The following is a 17,373-nucleotide window of genomic DNA, read 5'->3' as shown; positions in this document are numbered from 1 at the left end:
CTACGTAGGCGCCGGCGCGGCGCATATGAGTCGGTGTCGCAAGGAAGAAGCAAACGGAATGAATCAATGGTCGGGGATGCCGTCGGACAACAGCAACCGCGAATGGGAGGCGAAACGGGAGGCGGATCAACGGAATCCAAGTCCCTGGAGCCGCAAGGGCTATCAGCAGCCGTACCCGCACTACGGGCTGCACCCCGAGATGACCCAGAAATTCGACGCGCCGCTCGTCGACGCACCGCGGGGACAGGAAGCCGCACAGCCGAAGAAGAAGTCCCGCGTCGGTGTTCTGGTCGCCGGCACGGCCGCGGTGGCCATGGCTACGGGCGCGGTCGCGGCGGTAGCGGTGGTGGATCATTCCGGACAGTCGGCACCCGTGGCCCAGGCGCCGGTCGCTGACCGCGTCGGCAAGCCTTCGCCCATCACCGGATCCGCTCCGGCGCAGCCGAAGGGGTCAGCACCGGCCGGGTCGGTCGAACAGGTCTCGGCCAAGGTGTTGCCCAGCGTGGTGAAGCTGCAGATCGAAACCGGACAGGGAAGCGAGGAAGGCTCCGGCATCGTCCTCAGCGAAGACGGCCTGATCCTCACCAACAACCACGTCGTCGCCTCCGCCGCCAGAGGCGCCGGAGGTCAGGGCCCGATGGCCGCCGAGGCGTCACCCGACGGCCAGTACCCCGGCTTCCCGCGGGGCCTGTTTCCCGGTGGCCAGTTCCCCGGTGACGACCAGTATTCGCCCGGCGGGCCTTCGACCAACAGCTCCGGCCGGACCAGCGGCGCCATGCAGGCGACCGTGACGATGTCCGACGGGCGCACAGTGCCGTTCACCGTCGTCGGCACCGACCCTGACGATGACATCGCGGTGGTCAAGGCGCAGAACGTTTCCGGGCTCACCCCGATCTCGATCGGCTCGTCTAAGGACCTGAAGGTGGGGCAGAACGTCGTTGCGGTCGGTTCACCGCTCGGCCTGCAGGGGACGGTCACCACCGGCATCATCAGCGCGCTGGATCGCCCGGTGGCGACCGGTGACGGCCAGAGCGGCCAGCAGTCGGTGATGAGCGCGATTCAGACCGACGCGGCGATCAATCCGGGCAACTCCGGCGGTGCGCTGGTCGATATGAATGGTGACCTCATCGGGGTGAACTCGGCGATCGCATCGTTGGGCGGCGGCCAAGGTTCGCAGGGCGGCGGGCAGGCCGGATCGATCGGTCTCGGCTTCGCCATCCCGGTCGACCAGGCCAAACGCATTGCCGACGAACTGGTTTCGACCGGAACGGTCCAGCACGCCTCGCTGGGTGTCCAGCTCTCCGGCAAAGGCGCCCGGGGCGCAGCCGTCGCCGGTGTCGTCGAAGGCGGCCCCGCCGCCGCCGCCGGCCTGCCCGACGGCGCGGTCATCACCAAACTCGACGACCAGGTGATCGACGGTCCAGATGCCCTGGTCGCCGCAGTGCGCTCCAAGGCGCCGGGCGACACCGTGACGCTGACCTACGAGGACCAGTCGGGGGCATCGAGCACTGTGGACGTCACCTTGGGGCAGTTGCAGGCATAACGATCGGAACATGAGCCCCAGCACGGTATTTCAGGGCTGGGGCTCGTCCGGCGAAAATGGCATGACGGGCAGACGGCGGATGTGTGACGATTCCCGGATGCCCAGCACGCTCATCGAGGTCAGACGGCGGTACACCGAATCGGAAGAGGTCGCGATCATCGACGCGGTGCACGATGCGCTGGTGGCCGCATTCCAGATACCTCCCGGCGACAAGCATGTCCGGTTGGTATCCCATGAACCACACCGGCTCTCGTATTCGCCGGGCCTGGCAAAGCCTGAGCTGTACACGCTTGTGACCATCGACTGCTTTGCCGGCCGATCGGTACCGGCCAAACGAAATCTCTACCGGGAGATCGTCACTCGCCTGGAGGCTGTCGGCATCCCAGCCGACCACATCACGATCGTGCTGCGGGAGAGCGCGCTGGAGAACTGGGGCGTTCGTGGCGGACAGGCCGCCTGCGACGTCAGCCTGGGTTTCGACGTCAACGTGTGATCGGGCCGAGCGCTATCGATCGGAGTTCTCGTCCCGTCCGATACCGGGCAGGAAACGTCCGACGACGCTGCGGTAGTCGCGATACGCCTGACCATGGGCGCTGAGAAGGTAGGGCTCCTCGACAACCCGGACTTGCAGTTCGATCGCGGCCAACAGCACGACGAAGGCCGAGAGCGCGACCGGATTGGGCGTCATCAGGGTGATGCCGGCGGCGAACACGAGCATGGCGGTGAAGATCGGGTTGCGCACAGTTCCGAATACACCGGTACGCACCAACGTCGTTGTCTCGTCGGGATCGACGCCGATTCGCCAGGATTCGCCCATATCCAGTTGGGCGTAGACGGTGGCGACGATTCCGACGACGGCCAACACTGTCCCGAGCGCCTGAATCCACGGAGCCTGCAGGACGGGGACCGGGGTGAGGACTCCGAGGATTTGCGCGACCGGAGCGCCCACGCCCACGGCGATCGCGACGATGAACCCGACCCCGGCCAGCCATTCGAGCGAGCCGGGTTGTCCGTGAATGCCCCGGAACCCGGTCGACCCGGTTTGTCGGTATTGGACCCAACTGCGCCACCCGAACCCCAGCACCGCGAAAACCAGGTAGAGAATCAGTGCCGAGACGGCTATGACCATCATCTCCTTGCTCCGTCAGTCACCGCAGTCCAGGCAGCAGTCTTCTCCGGCGGTGGTGTCGGGAATGGCTGTGTTGCAGCAGGTTTGGCCGCGCCACGCTTCGCGCCCTTCGTGGACGGCGACACCGGCGAGGATGAGTGCGGCGATCGGGTCGGCCCAACTCCAGCCGAACAGGCTGTTGACGACCAGCCCGGCGAGCACCACGGCGGACAGGTAGGTGCAGAGCAGCGTCTGCTTGGAATCGGCGACCGCCGATCGAGAGCCCAGCTCACGGCCTGCCCGGCGTTGAGCCCAGGACAGCACCGGCATGACGATCAGGCTGGCCGCGGTCAGTGCGATGCCGATTGCCGAGTGCCGGGCCTCGGCCGCTCCGGTGAGCGAGCGGATCGATTCGACCGTGACGTAGCCGGCCAGCGCAAAGAACGACACGGCGATGATCCGCAGTGCGGTCTTTTCTCGGGCTTCCGGGTCGGAGCCCGAAAACTGCCATGCCACCGCAGCAGCCGAGGACACTTCGATCACCGAATCGAGTCCGAAACCGATCAACGCGGTCGAGGACACCCTGGCGCCTTCGGCGATGGCCACAATCGCCTCGATCACGTTGTAGGTGATGGTCGCCCCGACGAACCATCGGATCCGCCGGTGCAGCAACGCCCGTCGCGCCGGGCCCAGGTCAGCGGGTGGTTGCTGAAGGTCAGACGCCATCAGCAACACCCGTCCGACGCGGCATTCGGGCAGTGCTCCGAGTCGGCGGCCAGCACCACATGAAGCAGATCGTTCAACGCGTGGGCCAGTTTGGGGTCGGCGAGTTCGTAGCGGGTGCGGCGGCCCTCCGGAACAGTCACCACCAGGCCGCAACCACGAAGGCAGGCAAGGTGATTGGACATGCTCTGCCTGGATACTCCCGCCGCTTCGGCGAGGTCGGCCGGATAGGCGGGTGAATCTTTGAGCGCCAGCAGGACCTTGGACCGGGTCGGATCTGACAGGGCATGCCCGAACCGAGCCAATACCGCCACCTGGGTCAGCGTCTCCACGACCTGACTGTACATCTTCTGATGTATTCAGAGAAGGATGAATCATTGCCGGGCGTGGGACGGCAAAAAGGGGAGTGGAACGCTCCGCGACCCGTCAGGGAAAGCAAGCAGTCGTCACAGGCCCAGGATGTTGACCGTCGATGCGTGCCTCATTGATCTGGTGCACGCGAACGCTGACCTCCAACTGGAAGCGGTCGGCGGGGTCCTTGAGTGACAAGCCCGTGAGTTCCTCGATGAGCTTGATCCGATAGATCAGGGAGTGCCGGTTGAGGTAGAGCGCTCTGGCTGCGGCGCTGATGTTGGTGGCCTCGTTGAGGAGGATTTCCAACGTGTGGACGAGTTGACCTCTGCGCGTCTTGTCGTAGTCGATGAGCGGCTGCAAGGTCTCGAGGATGGTCGCCATGGACTGTGGGTCCTGGCGCAGCACCTCAGCGAATTGACGCGAGCCGGCCGGCCGGCCGGGCAGGGCCGGCGGTACCGGTGCCGTCACCGGGACCGACTGTCCGTGGACAGGAGGGAGCAGTGCCCAACTCACGAGATTGTCGGGAAGCGCGCTCAGCCGCTGAGCGGACGCGACCAACACGGAGACGGTGGAGGCCGACGGGGCCGAGGAGAAGTGGCACATCACGAGGTCATCGGTGACCGAGGAATGCACCGAGACACCGGCGGAGAGCGCCAACTCGTCGAGGGCTTCGCCGAAGGCCGAGGCAAGGTCGTTCCAGCCGGCGTCGTCATGTTGGCGCCGTCCGATGGCCATCTCGACCTGGGCGCCGGGAATTGCGGGACTCAACAGTGGGAGCAGGCGTTTCTGAACATCGGCGAAGGCGATCTCCCATGGCAGAAGTACCACCGGGAACTCATGACGATCGGCGAGCGGAACCAGCGAGCTGAGGAGTTCGCGGACGGTGACCTCGGGGGGAGGGCTCAATATGAGCCCCGCCGCATGGGAGGACACGAGATAAGCGAGGAACTCCCGGTTGCCGGGCTGCCGGATGTCGGCGCCGGTGCACAACACCAGGTCGCCGGGGCGGATGAAGGACTCCGCAGGCGCGTGGATGATGTCCACCCAGGTGACTTCACGGGTCAGGCCGCGATGACCGGCGACCACGGAACCCCGGTCCAACGGCGCCACGGTCAAGGCCGCCGCCACGCTCAGCGGCGAGTCCTGGGACATGTCGCGCCTTCTCCTGATCTACCGTTGCGGTCCGCTTGTTCGTCGTTCTTGTCGGCGAGACCGCGGCGGCACACCCACACCCCCGAGCTCGACGGTACCAGCAAATCGCGGGCGTTCTCGCAGCACGTGAGGGGCATGCTCGCGGACCGGAGAGTCCGCGAGCATGCCCTCGTCGATCAGACCTCGGCCAGGTCTGCGGTCGATCGCCGACTCAGCAGCATGCCCCCTCCGAAGAGCACCAGCGGCATCACACCGAAGATCGCTGCGAGGGTTGAGCTACCACCGACGATCAGGGTCAGATTGGACACGACCAGCACCAGTGCCCCGGCCAGGGCGAGCGTGGCGGCCGAGCCCAACACCACGTTGCGGGTCGAGTCGCCGCGGCGGCGGAAGAAGATCACCACGGAGATCGTCGTCAGCAACCACAGGATCGCCAGTGCGTAGATGCCGAGGCCTCCCAGGGGGCCGAAAATCTGCAGTACCGGGTCCAGCTGGAGCGCGGCGAAGATGCCCATGGCCACGAACGAGGCGACGGTGATGGCGAGCGACGCGTTCGACGGGGCACCGTGGCGGCCGTGGACCTCGCCCAGGCGCTTCGAGAAGACGCCGCTCTGTCCCAGCGCGAAGGCGTATCGCGAGGCGATGTTGTGGAAGGCCAGGGCGCAGGCGAAGACGCTGATGAACCAGAAGCCGGTGGTGAGGTCGCGCCCCAGCATGCCGAGGTATTGCTGGGCGGTGTTCACCATGAAGTTGTCTGGATCGGCTTCGGCTGCCGCGATGGCGTCCGGGCCACCGTTGCCCTCGATCAGGGCCCAGCTGGAGAAGGCGTAGAAGCTCGCCACGATGCCGACAGCCCAGTAGGTCGCCCGCGGAACCGTTCGGTCGGGGTCCTTGGCCTCGTCGCGGAAGACCGCGGTCGCCTCGACGCCGACGAAGCCCCACAGCGCGTACAACAGAGCGATTCCCACTCCGCCGGCCAGGCCCTGCGGGGTGAAGGAGTCACCGGTGATTCCGTGCTCACCGCCCCGCAGCACGATGACCAGGTCGAGGACAACCAGGATGGCCACCTCGGAGACCAGGAAGATCCCCAGCACCTTGGCGCTGAGATCGATGTCGCGGTAGCCCAGCCATGCGACGGCCGCGAGTACCAGCGCGGTCAGCAGCCACCACGGAATCTCTGGCCCGCCGAAGCGCTCGATGAGGCCGGCAAGGATGACGCCGTCGTAGGCCGCCACGCCCAGCAGCGTCGCCATGTATGCCGGCAGGGCGAGCACCGCGGCCCCGGCCCCGGCTGCACGGCCGAGTGCCATCTGGATGTAGGCGTAGAAGGCGCCTGGCTTGGTGACGTACTTCGACATCGCGACGAAGCTGGCCGCGAAGAGCAGGAAGACCGCTCCGGCCACCAGGAAGGCGACCGGAATACCCGTCGTCTTTCCGAGCACCATCGCGATCGGCACGTTGCCGCCGATGGTCGACAGTGGCGCCGCGGCGGCCACCACCATCAGCACGATGGCGGGCACACCGAGGTTCCCGCGCAGCTTGGCGGGGCGGCCGTCGGGTGACGTGTCGCGACTCCTTGTGTTGTCCGCGTCGACAACCTGGGACATGGGCGATCCTCTCTGACCTCTGGCACGGGAGCGGCAGACGCGCCGCTCGTCGAGTTCCGGGGATGAAGTCTGCGAGAAGGACGTGGCGTCGGCCAGTAGTGGGGCGGCTCTTTCCAACACCTTGTTGTAGGCCAGGTCACATCGGGTGCCGGAGGTGGCGTCCGCGTCAAACAGGTTGTTGGAAGCTCCGCGCGGGTCGTTGTTCCCCCGACACCGTTGCGTCAATGCTGAGCCTCGTCACGCAATAGAGAGGCACGGCGAGGGGCATGCACCTGAACAGCACCGACATCGAGCAGGATCACCGGCTGGGACGCATTCGGCTGTTGGACGAGCAGCGCGTCAACCTCGACGGGTTCGCCGAGCCCGACCCGGACCTGGGGATGATCTCGCACCTTTCGCCCCACGACCCGGCACCGTCCTGGGTCGTGGCCGACGACGGCAGCGTGCTCGAGATGGACTCGACCCCGGCCGCGAGCTTCGACACGATCGACGAGTTCATCGTGCGGTACGCCATCGACCACACCGAGGCGCCCCGGTCGATGGCGATGGACGAGACCGATCTGGCGCGGATGATCGTGGATTCGAGCGTGCCTCGTGAGCGGGTGCTGCGGGTCTGTGCGGGGCTGACCCCCGCCAAGATGGCTCGCGTCGTCTCGATGCTGCAACCGGTCGAGATCCAGATGGCCATGATGAAGATGCGTGCGCGCCGGACGCCGGCGAATCAGGCCCACGTCACCAATCGGCTCGACGATCCGTTGCTGATCGCCGCCGATGCGGCTACCGCCGTGGTCTACGGGTTCCGGGAACTGGAGGCGACGGTGCCGGTGCTCGACGATGCCCCGGCTGTTGCGGTGGGGCTGCTGATCGGTTCCCAGGTGCCCGCGCCCGGTGCCCTGACCCAGTGCTCTGTCGAGGAGGCGCGCGAGCTGGAGCTGGGTGTGCGCGGGCTGGTGTCCTACGCGGAGACGGTGTCGGTGTACGGCACCGAGCAGGTCTTCACCGACGGCGACGACACTCCGTGGTCCAAGGCGTTCCTGACCTCGTCGTACGCTTCGCGCGGGATCAAGATGCGGTTGTCCAGTGGGGCCGGCTCCGAGGTACTCATGGGCCAGGCCGAGCGAAAGTCCATGAACTACTTGGAGTCTCGGTGCGTGGCGCTGGCCAAGGGCATTGGAGCGCAGGGTGTGCAGAACGGCGGTATCGACGGTGCCGGCATCACGGCCTCGGTGCCCGGAGGTGTTCGCGAACTGATCGCCGAGAACCTGATGGTCATGCTGCGCGGGCTGGAGTCGTGCAGCGGCAACGACAGTTTGATGTCCGAGTCGACGATGCGCCGAACCAGCCGGACGTTGCCGGTGCTGTTGTCCGGGTCGGATTTCATCTTCTCCGGGTTTGGGTCCGTATCCGCCTACGACAACATGTTCGGGCCTTCGAACTTCAATGCCGACGATCTCGACGACTACCTGGTGCTGCAGCGGGACTGGGGCGTCGACGGGGGATTGCGGTCGGTCGACCCGACCACGCTGGAGGCGATGCGGCGGCTGGCCGCCGAGGCCACCCGTGCGGTTTTCGAGTATCTCGGCCTCGCCGACTTCGACGACGATCACGTGGAAGCCGTTGTGGGAGCGCAAGGTTCCAAGGATCTTCCGCAGACCGACGGGGTCAAGGTGCTCAGCGCGGCCAGGATGATCGACCAGTCGGGGCTTACCGTGCTCGATGTCGTCACCGCGCTCGCCGAGACCGGTTTCACCGACCTCGCCGACCGCGTGCTGGGCATGGCCAAGGCCAGAGTCACCGGCGACTATCTTCAGACCGCCGCCATCTTCGACGAGGAGATGAATGTACTGTCGGCGCTGCAAGATCCGAACGACTACCGCGGACCCGGGACGGGCTACCGACCGTCAGCGGAGCGCCAAGCCCAGATCGACGCGGTACGGCAGGCGAGGTCGGTAGCCGATCTGGTCAAGGAGCAGGCCACCTTCGCCCAGCCGGAGCGGCTCGTTGCAATCGGCGCCGCCGGGGTCGGCGACGACCCCCGCGAGGTCGTCATCGGCGTCTCACCCGCGTTCGGTACCAAGCTGTTTCAGACTCTTTCGGGTCTGACCATCTATGACGCGCTGGAGCAGATTCTGGCTGGGCTCGAGGAGGAACAGTGCGTACCGCGCCTGGTCCGGATCACCGACAGCATCGACCTGGGGGCCATCGGTAAGTCCGCGGCTCGGTTGTCCGGATCCGGCATCGCGGTCGGGCTCCAGGCCAAGGGCACGACGATCATCCACCGGCGTGACCTCACACCACTGGCCAACCTCGAATTGCTCAGCGTCGCACCGCTCATCACACCGGAGATGTACCGGCTCATCGGGATCAACGCCGGTCGGCACGCAAAGGGCGCTACGCCGGCCCCGATGCGCAACGCCTACACGGAGGAGGCGATCACCGCGAGATACCACACCAGGGTGGTGTCGATGGTCGCCATCGAGCGGGAGCAGTCCGAACACCGCGACGAGAACCGCAACCCCCACATCGAACTGGAGTTCACGCAATGACCGTCTCCTCACACTCCGGCCGGAGCGTTGCCGAGGTGACCGTCGAGGCTGCCCGCAACGGGGATCTTGTCCTTGACGACATCCGGATCAGCCGAGAGACCCTGCTCGTTCAGGCGGCGACTGCCGAGCGCACCGGATCGGCGCAGCTGGCCATGAATCTGCGGCGAGCGGCCGAGATGACCGCGCTGAGCTCGGATGACATGCTGTCGGCATACGAGGCCCTTCGACCGGGTCGCTCCAGTTTCGCCGAGTTGCAGGATCTTGCACAGAGGTTGGCCGGACAGCAGGCGCACATCTGCGCCGAGTTCGTCCGTGAGGCCGCGGAGGTCTACCAACGGCGCGGCCTGCTGCGATGACCATTTGGGCCGGCGTCGACATCGGCAATTCCACCACCGAGGTGGTCCTCTGCAGTGCGGGCGCCGAACTCGACGTATTGGCCAGCGCGCGCACACCGACGCGCGGCGGCAAGGGGTCGCCGAGGGCCGTCCAGGGCGCCGCTCAGCTGGCACGACGCCTGGCTGATGCGCATGGGCTGGCAATCGAGCGGGCGGCATTCGCCCCAACCGGTCCCGTCCGCTCATCTGTCGAACGGGTCAAGCTGGAGACCCGGCGCACCGGGCGCCTCACCATCGCCACCCGGTCGGCGGCAACCACGGCGGGCGATGCCGTCGGCGTCGGTGTTCCTGTACCGGTCGACCGTCTCGGCCAGGTCGACGGTCGCCCGGTCGTCGCCTGCGCGACCCGGGATCGGGGATACCGCGAGGTGGCCGGCGCGGTGAACGCGGCCATCGAGGATGGCCGGAACGTCGTCGCGGTGCTGACGGAGAACGACGAGGCGGTGCTGGTGTCGAACCGGCTCGGTACCGCTCTGCCGGTGGTCGACGATGTCGATGTGCGGCAGCTGCTTTCGGCGACGCTGATCGCCGTCGAGGTGCGCCAGGGTGTGGCGCCACTGCAGCACCTCACCGACCCGTTCTGGCTGGCCGATGTGTTCAGCTTGCGGGACGACGAACGGGTTGACGCCCGCGTCGTAGCGGATCGGCTCTTCGACAGCGCGTGCGCCGTCGTCTCGCTCGACAGCTCTGCGCCGGCGCGCGACACGCCACCCCTGCGGACGTCCGATTCAGCCTCCGAAGCCGGTGGACCGACCGGACTGGTTCATTCCATACATTTGGCAGATATTGCGGCACAAGCAAATTCACGACGGGGATCGGTCACCGTCGACAGTGTGGTGATGGCCACCATGGGCGGTGCCGAGGCCCCGCCGGCCGGCGCCGATGAGCTCGGGGAAGCGCTCGGGGTCGACGTCACCCGAATCGATTCGGAGGCCGCTGCGGCGCGGGTCGGGGCCGTGACCACGCCCGGCGTCACCGACGACGTCGTGGTGGTGGACATCGGCGGTGGCACCGTGGACGTCGTCACGAACGGATCCCGCGTGGTCCTGCCTGGGGCGGGGCAACTGCTCACCACCGCCACCTCCAGCGCCCTCGACATCTCCAGAAGCGCCGCGGAGTACGCGAAACGCGCGGAGGCGGTCACGGCGGTCACTGTTCAACTCGTCGAGGATGAGCATGGCCGTCGCCAGTTTCTCGACAAGCCGATCAGCGGCCGGTGTACGGGGTGGCTACTGACCTCGGCTCCCAGCGGCCTACTGCCGTTCACGTCGCGGATGTCCGGAACGGAATGGCGCAGTTGGCGACTCGCGGCGAAAAGGCTGGTCATCGGCGGTAACGTGATGAGGGGACTGGAACAGGTGGCACCTGGTGCAACCGGAGTGCTCCTGGTCGGTGGGGGAGCCAGTGACGACGAGCTCGTCCGAGCGGTCAGTGAACAACTCGGCCATCAGGTCAGCGTGGGCCGGGGCAATGTGGGTGGACGGCTTGGTCATCGCTTTGCGGTGGCCTACGGGCTCGTAGCCATTGCGACGAGAGGGTAGACGCGAGGACTCTACGGTTCCTCGCCTGACTGCTCGTACAGAATCCCGAGCCGATCGATGCGCCATAGCTGACCGAGGACGATCAGCGCGGCACCCGATACTGTCGGCCACGCGTGGAGCGCGATCAAGCCGTAGACGAGCATGGCGAATCCGGCGACCGCGTTCAGTGTCCAAATCCGTTGGACCACGCTGAATCCCTGCGGAATCCGGGTCCGATCACGCATCCACATCCGTTCGCCGTAGATGCCCTTCGACGACCACGCCGTCGGCTTGTCGATCGGCGCGAACGCGTGCGGATTCCACCACAGCCACAGTGCGACCACCGCCAGCGGGACCAGTGCCCACCAGCCGATCCATGTGCGGCTCCAGATCGCCAGGATCGCCGGCGGAATGGCGGCGAATCTGGTCCACACGCTCCACGGATTGGCATGGCGGCGCCACGCTTCGTCGCTCATCCCGGCCATGCGGGCGTACCTGTCCAGAAGGCTCATCGAAGCATTCCTCTCGCCAGCGTGCGGATGGTGGCATCGAGTACGGAGTCGTAGCCGGGTTCGAAGCGGTCGCGGTGCATGACCACCAGGCCGATGGTGCGGATGACTTGGAGCAGGACCGCGGGCTCGATGTCGTCGACGAGTGTGCCTTCGTTCTGGCCCGTCGTCAGATAGTCGAGCAGTGGTGTCACCAGATGTGGTGTGACGCGGGCGATCTGCTCGCTGCCGAGGCGGTGGGTTACGGCGTCGAGTTCTTCGGGGCGCGTGATCAGCCGCCGGTACATGGGATCGTCGGCCAGTGCGTCGGTGACGCCCCGCAGGACCGCGACGAGTCCGTCCTCGCTCACCGGGGCCTCGAGCGTGGCGGCGACGCGGGCGGCCACACTCGGTGCCCGCTTCAGCATCACCTCGAGGTACAGCGACTCCTTCGAGTCGAAGAAGGCGTAGAAACTGCCTTTGGCGATGCCCACCGCCGCGACGAGTTCGTCGAGCGATGTCTTCTTCAAACCGTGCGCGATGAACCGCTGCTCGCCGACGTCGAGCAAGGCGTCGCTGATTCGTTGTTTCTCGTCCTGTGTGAACGCCGTCGCCATATCTATGACTCTTTCTAGAGTTTAGTCATAGCCTACCTCCGCCTGGCGAGCGGCAAGAGCCTCTTGAGGGCCGGCAGAACCGGTCTTCGGGGTTGGCCGAGATGGACGCGTTGCGGCTAGATGGCCCCAGGCGTCCCAGGCGGGCTCATCGACCCGTCGACATTCGGCACCATTGCCGGAGCGGGTATGCCGCCTTCGGCAGCGTTGTCACCGGGTATTCCGTCGTCTGGCACTTGGTCGTACATGCCGCCGAAGCAGTCCGGATTCCACCCCTCTGTCGCGCACGCCGGATCGTCCGGGCTGATGGGGGATTCGGGAGCGGCGGGTATGCGGGGTGCTGCTGAAGCGACGGACATCATGTTCGCCGGGACCGCGCCCAGCACGAACACTCCCGCGATCGCCGCCACGGCTGCTCTCGTCAGTGCGTTTCGCGCCTCAGAAGCCATCATCCAACTCATCTGCCGCTCCTTCGCCTGGGACTCAAACGGGCCGGCGTGACGTTTGCCGTTGCCGCACCGTCATCGCCATGCTCGCAGCTCCGCAGGGGTTGCGGGTGGAAATCCGAACTTCGCTGGCAAAAACTGCAACGCCGCTTGAAGTTTGACGTAGATGTCAAAAATCAAGGTGCGAGTCGGCCGGCGCCCTCCGCAGAGGCGCCGGCCGACCGCAGCAAGCGATCAGTAATCCCAGGTGGCCGGCACACACCGGAAGACGTCACCGGCGGTCGCCACGTGGCAGACGGACGGGAACGGCAGGTGTGTGGCCACCAGAGATTCTCCGGTCGCCGCCAACTCGCGCAGAAGCTGGACCCGGACGCGGGCGGCCTCCTCGGGGTCATGCTCGAATCCGTTCTGCCACTCGGGATTATCGAACCCGGGTGCGAACACGGCGTCACCGGCGAACGTGAGCTTGTCGCCGCGGGATTCCAGGCGGACCACGCTGTGCCCGGGGGTGTGACCGCCGGTGCGCGAGATGAGCACGCCCGGTGCCACCTCGTACTCCGTCTCGAACGTCCGCAGCTGGCCCCGGTATTCGTCCAGGAACTGCGTCGCGACCCGGCGGAGCACGTCGGGGATCGGCTGGGGCATGACGGTGTGGGAGAAGTCGGGCGCCTCCCAGAACTCCGCTTCGGCGGTCGCGGCGTGGACCTGCAGGTCGGGACGCAGTCGCTCCTTGAGTCCCTTGGTGACCAGCCCGCCGACGTGGTCCATGTGCATGTGGGTGAGGACCACATCGGTCACAGAACCGAGATCGACACCAGCGGCCTCGAGTCGCTGGACCGTGTTGCCGGCCCGCGGGAAGTCGGGGAACTCCAGCCCCAGCCCGGCGTCGACGAGGATGGTCCGATCGCCGCTACGCACCACCACCACGTTCAGTGGCCAGTCGACCACCTCGGGCGGCAGGAAGTTGTCGCCCAGCCAGCCCGACAGCTCGGCCGGCTCCACGTTGGTGGCCAACGTCGACGCGGTGATCGGCAGAACCCCGTCGCTGATCACCAGCACCTCGATGTCGCCGACCTGGACCGCATAGCGCGACGGCACCAGCTCGTCGACGGGACTTCCGAGGCGTGAAATGTTGTCCAAGCTCATGCGTTCTCCTCCTGGGGGCTGTACCGGAAGACATGGTGAAATGACCTGTCTTTCCCGGGGAACGCCCTCCGGACACGAGATTCATCCGTCGATCGAACAGAACGTGTCGGGCAACGGCAGAGTCGGCAGGCGCCGATATGGTCGACCGATGGCCTCGGTCAGGCAGTTCCAAGTCACCTTCGACTGCGCAGATCCGGAGCGTGTCGCTCGGTTCTGGTGTTCCGTCCTGGGGTACGTCGTCCCTCCGCCACCACCGGGGTTCGACGCATGGGCGGATTTCGATCGAACGCTGCCCCCGGAGCGTCAGGGTTCGATGTACGCCTGCGTGGATCCCTCGGGCATCGGTCCGAGACTGTTCTTCCAACGCGTTCCCGAAGGCAAGGTCGTGAAGAACCGCGTGCATCTTGACGTGCGCGTGGGCACCGGACTGGTCGGTCAGGAGCGTCTGGAGACGCTTGAGGCCGAGTGCTGGCGGTTGGTCGAGTTGGGCGCGGTGCGCGTGCGACTGTTGGCTGCCGATGGCATCAACGAGTCGTGCATCGTGATGCAGGACGTCGAGGGCAACGAGTTCTGTCTCGACTGACCCTCCACCAACTCACAGCGGAGCCGACACCGGCGGGAGAGTATCGACGACGGGCGTGTTCTGCGCCGCGGCGACCCACCATTTCCCGCCGTGCTGAACCAAGACGTACATCGCCATCTCGCTGAAACCACCGTCCAGCGCACTGCGGCGAATCTGGGCAACCACTACGCCCGGTGCGGGATGGCTGACCTGCGCCGGCTCGAAGCGCGAAGCAGGCACAACCGGGGGACCGCTCATCATCCGACGATGGATCGGGTTGAGATTCGAATAGTCCTTGAGCACCATGCCTTTTGGTGTTCCCCATAGGATGTCGGCCGCGAACATCCCGTCGTATACGTCGGCGTCCCCGGTTTCACCACCGCGCTGGAGATGGTCGATCAGTTCCCGCACCGCCTGATCGCCGTCGGCGGTCGGGGCATTCAGGGATGGACGCTGCGTCGTCATGGCTCAACCGTAGAATCCCAAGCGCACTTGAGGTCAAGGAGTTTCCCGGCTCGGCTACCGCCCGGTGGCCTCATCGATCTGTTCGCGCAGGATGTCGCCGTGACCTGCGTGCCGCGCGAATTCCTCGCTCATGGCAAGCACGGTCCATCGCATGCTGACCCTGCCCTCACGGGGATTGTCCTTGGTGTCATCGAGGTCGAAACGGGATGCGATCTCGCGTGATCGGCGGCTGGCACGTTCGAACTCGGCGATCACGTCGGCGAGCGACTCGTCGTCGGCCACGGCGAAGGTGCCCTCGTCGCGGTTCGAGTATCCGTCGCATTCAGTTTCGCTGAGTCCCGCCCAGAATCGTTGGAACCAGATCCGTTCCGCGGCGGCCGCATGCTTGATCAACGAGATCGGTGTCGTCAACGACGTAACGAGTCGTCGGCGGGCGTCCGCGTCGGACAGACCGCGTACGGTTTCGATGAGCGCCTCGCGATTGCGGTCGAGCATGTTCTCGATGATCGCTCGTTCTCCTCCATCGGTAATTCGTTTGGTAATCAAGTGAATTCACTCCATTCTGCTACCTGTTGGGTGGTCTGGATCGGTCAGGCTGAACGACACAGACCGCGGGTGCCGCGATCTGCGTCGGAGAGGGATGAGGTGCCCGCGCCGGGGGAATGGCCCAAGGGCGCGCTCGCCGCGTGGATTGCGGACCGAGCATGGAAGATGCGTACTGCATCGATATGGCAGGTTCAGCCTGTCAGGAAGACCTGCCGCCTAGGTCAGTATGTGGGTCCGACGGCGTCCTGGCAATGCTCCGAGGTGTCGTGGGAAGAACCGCGTGTCGATCCGGCCATCTGTGGGTACCTGGTGATGCCCACCCGGGAAGGCGTGCAGCACCTTGTCCTGCGAGGCGAACGCGTCGAACAACTTGAGACCGAATTCGCGCGGGATTTCCTTGTCGTCCAACGGGAGCAGGTACTCGATCGGGATGGTCAGCCGTTCTGCGGCGTCGAGCAGAGTGTCGTGCGCCGACACCCAACCGAAGACCGCGGCGGTGATCCGAGGCTCGATCGCGGCCAGCGTTATCCCGACCGCGCCGGACAGTGACGCCCCGGAGTAGCCGATCGGTGCGTGCACGCCGACGTCGGGCAGCGCCTGCAAGGCGTCGATGGCTACCTGCCACTCTGGGACAGCGCGCTCGGCCACCGATTGGCAGTAATCGGAGAGGATCCGACCGAACGCGGGACTGCCTTCGTCGCGCGCCTTGCGAAAACCGTCGATCCGGCGCTGGTCTTGTGAGCTCCGCGGCCGATCACCGTGTCCGGGCAGGTCGATGGAGGCGACATGGCAACCGTCAGCGGTCACCGCGGAATGAGCCCGGGCCACGTGCTGCGGGGCTTTCTTGTCCATGCCGCCGGGATGGCCGGCCAGGATCAGGGGAGCGCCCTGAGAATCGGAGTCCGGGGACCAGAGCACACCGGTGATGCCGTTCAGGGCGAAAGTGCGTTCAACGACGCCGTTCGAGGTTGTATGCGAGGTGAAATGCATGGTGTTGCCTTTCGGGATTGCCGTGTGTCAGGCGCTCCCGGCGACACCTTCGTCGATCCCTCAACCGTGAACACGAGTGGGGAGCACCCACATGGTTGCTGCGTACATGGGTCTCACCTCCTCGCGGTATCTCACGGTTCAGGCGCACGGTATCAACGTGAAGGTGGACCCGTCCAACGGTTTTTCTCGTCGCTCGGCGGACCGGCTGCGGTCAGGCCCGCGATTGCGTCGGCGATCGCCGCGGCCATGGCGGGGCTGCCGGTGTGCCCCGCGTCGTCGATGATCTTCAGCTTCGCGGCGGGCCAAGCCTGGGCGAGTTCCCACGCGGTGAGCAACGGTCCGGACAGGTCGAGACGTCCGTGAATCAGCACTCCCGGAATCTCGGCCAGACGATCGGCATCTCGCAACAGTTGTCCGTCGTCGAGCCACGCGTTGTGAGCGAAGTAGTGCGTGCAGATACGGACAAACGCCAACTTCGCCGTGTCCGGCTTGTCGCTGTATTGTCCTGGCTTGCCGAGGTTTTCGTGTGCGATCACTGCGTCTTCCCAGGCGCACCAATCGTGCGCGGCCTGCTCGCGGGTAGCGCGATCAGGACTTTCCATCAGCCGTCGATACGCCTCGACGAGGTTGCTGTCGCGCGCTTCGACAGGCACGCCGGAGCGGAATCGTTCCCATTCGGCGGGCAACAGCAGACGGAGCCCGTGGTAGAGCCAGCCGATCTCTTGTGGCCGGCTCATCGTGACTCCGACCAGGATGATGCCGGTAACGTGTTCAGGGTGACGCTGAGCGTAGGCAAGGATCAGCGTCGACGCCCACGACCCGCCGTAGAGCAGCCACTGATCGATCCCGACATGCTCACGGAGGAGTTCGATATCGGCAAGGAGATGTTCGGTGGTGTTGAATCCCATGTCGGTAGTGGGATCGGCAGCGCTGGGGACGCTGTCGCCGCATCCTCGCTGGTCGAACGAGATGACGCGAAACTGTTCGGGATCGAATGACTTGTGAGCGTTGCGCGATCGTCCTGACCCCGGCCCGCCATGAACGATCAACACCGGGCGACCGTCCGGGTTACCCCTGCACTGCCAATACATCCGGTTGCCGTCACCGACATCGAGCAAACCCTCGTCATCGACCGGGGCCTCACGGAACGATTCAGCAGCCACAAGTT

At 65.9% G+C, this 17,373-nt stretch carries 19 protein-coding genes; 6 read left to right on the top strand and 13 right to left on the bottom strand.

Annotation, left to right across the window (positions count from 1 at the left end; all coding sequences use genetic code 11):
- The first annotated feature begins 313 nt into the window (after positions 1-313).
- Entirely contained in the window at positions 314-1,543 is a 1,230-nt protein-coding gene (locus EH231_RS31285; protein ID WP_234940353.1) for a S1C family serine protease, read from the top strand.
- Between the two features lie 97 nt (positions 1,544-1,640).
- Positions 1,641-2,036 carry a tautomerase family protein gene (locus EH231_RS31280; protein WP_124714003.1) on the top strand — a complete coding sequence of 132 codons (396 nt, stop codon included), beginning with the start codon at positions 1,641-1,643 and terminating at the stop codon, positions 2,034-2,036.
- A 12-nt stretch (positions 2,037-2,048) separates the two neighbouring features.
- Here EH231_RS31280 and EH231_RS31275 read toward each other — a convergent pair whose 3' ends face one another.
- From EH231_RS31275 to EH231_RS31255, 5 genes are all read right to left on the bottom strand, one after another.
- Complete coding sequence (locus tag EH231_RS31275) at positions 2,049-2,672, bottom strand: methyltransferase family protein (RefSeq protein ID WP_206429687.1); 624 nt, start codon at positions 2,670-2,672, stop codon at positions 2,049-2,051.
- Between the two features lie 15 nt (positions 2,673-2,687).
- Entirely contained in the window at positions 2,688-3,377 is a 690-nt protein-coding gene (locus EH231_RS31270; RefSeq protein ID WP_090434816.1) for a cation efflux transmembrane domain-containing protein, read from the bottom strand.
- Entirely contained in the window at positions 3,377-3,721 is a 345-nt protein-coding gene (locus tag EH231_RS31265; protein WP_124714002.1) for an ArsR/SmtB family transcription factor, read from the bottom strand. Before EH231_RS31265 ends, EH231_RS31270 begins: the two co-directional genes overlap by 1 nt.
- A 79-nt stretch (positions 3,722-3,800) precedes the next feature.
- Positions 3,801-4,880 (bottom strand): PucR family transcriptional regulator, encoded by a 1,080-nt coding sequence (locus EH231_RS31260; RefSeq protein WP_090434615.1) that lies wholly within the window; start codon positions 4,878-4,880, stop codon positions 3,801-3,803.
- A gap of 176 nt (positions 4,881-5,056) precedes the next feature.
- A complete protein-coding gene (locus tag EH231_RS31255; protein ID WP_090434612.1) occupies positions 5,057-6,487 on the bottom strand; it encodes an APC family permease in 1,431 nt (476 codons plus the stop codon).
- Positions 6,488-6,753: 266 nt separating this feature from the next.
- On the opposite strand from EH231_RS31255, the gene EH231_RS31250 reads away from it, so the two are divergent.
- From EH231_RS31250 to EH231_RS31240, 3 genes are read left to right on the top strand one after another with little or no spacing between them, the layout of a single operon-like run.
- Positions 6,754-9,033: a propanediol/glycerol family dehydratase large subunit gene (locus EH231_RS31250; RefSeq protein ID WP_090434609.1), complete on the top strand. Its 2,280-nt coding sequence runs from the start codon at positions 6,754-6,756 to the stop codon at positions 9,031-9,033.
- Positions 9,030-9,389 (top strand): diol dehydratase small subunit, encoded by a 360-nt coding sequence (locus tag EH231_RS31245; protein WP_090434605.1) that lies wholly within the window; start codon positions 9,030-9,032, stop codon positions 9,387-9,389. The genes EH231_RS31250 and EH231_RS31245 overlap by 4 nt, the downstream gene beginning before the upstream one ends.
- The gene (locus EH231_RS31240) at positions 9,386-10,969 is read left to right on the top strand and encodes a diol dehydratase reactivase ATPase-like domain-containing protein (protein WP_090434602.1); all 1,584 of its coding nucleotides are present in this window, start codon (positions 9,386-9,388) and stop codon (positions 10,967-10,969) included. Before EH231_RS31245 ends, EH231_RS31240 begins: the two co-directional genes overlap by 4 nt.
- An 11-nt stretch (positions 10,970-10,980) precedes the next feature.
- Here EH231_RS31240 and EH231_RS31235 read toward each other — a convergent pair whose 3' ends face one another.
- The 4 genes from EH231_RS31235 to EH231_RS31220 form a co-directional block, all read right to left on the bottom strand.
- Positions 10,981-11,460, bottom strand: coding sequence for a DUF6653 family protein (locus EH231_RS31235; RefSeq protein ID WP_124714001.1), 480 nt, complete (start codon positions 11,458-11,460; stop codon positions 10,981-10,983).
- Positions 11,457-12,053, bottom strand: a complete 597-nt coding sequence (locus EH231_RS31230) for a TetR/AcrR family transcriptional regulator (protein ID WP_124714000.1) — start codon at positions 12,051-12,053, stop codon at positions 11,457-11,459. Before EH231_RS31230 ends, EH231_RS31235 begins: the two co-directional genes overlap by 4 nt.
- A gap of 116 nt (positions 12,054-12,169) precedes the next feature.
- Positions 12,170-12,511 (bottom strand): hypothetical protein, encoded by a 342-nt coding sequence (locus EH231_RS31225; RefSeq protein WP_124713999.1) that lies wholly within the window; start codon positions 12,509-12,511, stop codon positions 12,170-12,172.
- Between the two features lie 219 nt (positions 12,512-12,730).
- Positions 12,731-13,642: an MBL fold metallo-hydrolase gene (locus EH231_RS31220; RefSeq protein WP_090434595.1), complete on the bottom strand. Its 912-nt coding sequence runs from the start codon at positions 13,640-13,642 to the stop codon at positions 12,731-12,733.
- 148 nt (positions 13,643-13,790) lie between these two features.
- Between EH231_RS31220 and EH231_RS31215 the strand changes: the two genes are divergently transcribed.
- Positions 13,791-14,225: a VOC family protein gene (locus EH231_RS31215; RefSeq protein WP_124713998.1), complete on the top strand. Its 435-nt coding sequence runs from the start codon at positions 13,791-13,793 to the stop codon at positions 14,223-14,225.
- A 12-nt stretch (positions 14,226-14,237) separates the two neighbouring features.
- Here the strand turns inward: EH231_RS31215 and EH231_RS31210 are convergent, their stop codons facing one another.
- From EH231_RS31210 to pip, 4 genes are all read right to left on the bottom strand, one after another.
- The gene (locus EH231_RS31210; protein ID WP_124713997.1) at positions 14,238-14,669 is read right to left on the bottom strand and encodes a nuclear transport factor 2 family protein; all 432 of its coding nucleotides are present in this window, start codon (positions 14,667-14,669) and stop codon (positions 14,238-14,240) included.
- 54 nt (positions 14,670-14,723) lie between these two features.
- On the bottom strand, positions 14,724-15,164 hold the full coding sequence (locus tag EH231_RS31205) for a DinB family protein (protein WP_206429622.1): 441 nt from the start codon (positions 15,162-15,164) through the stop codon (positions 14,724-14,726).
- A gap of 267 nt (positions 15,165-15,431) precedes the next feature.
- Positions 15,432-16,205, bottom strand: coding sequence for an alpha/beta hydrolase (locus EH231_RS31200; protein WP_124713995.1), 774 nt, complete (start codon positions 16,203-16,205; stop codon positions 15,432-15,434).
- A gap of 152 nt (positions 16,206-16,357) precedes the next feature.
- The gene (gene pip / locus EH231_RS31195; RefSeq protein ID WP_124714435.1) at positions 16,358-17,296 is read right to left on the bottom strand and encodes a prolyl aminopeptidase; all 939 of its coding nucleotides are present in this window, start codon (positions 17,294-17,296) and stop codon (positions 16,358-16,360) included.
- Between the last annotated feature and the right edge of the window lie 77 nt (positions 17,297-17,373).

Origin of the sequence: Mycolicibacterium nivoides, assembly GCF_003855255.1 — a bacterium.
GTDB lineage: Bacteria > Actinomycetota > Actinomycetes > Mycobacteriales > Mycobacteriaceae > Mycobacterium > Mycobacterium nivoides.
Note: the sequence above shows the minus strand (reverse complement) of the source record. Positions and strands in the feature narration are given on the sequence as shown.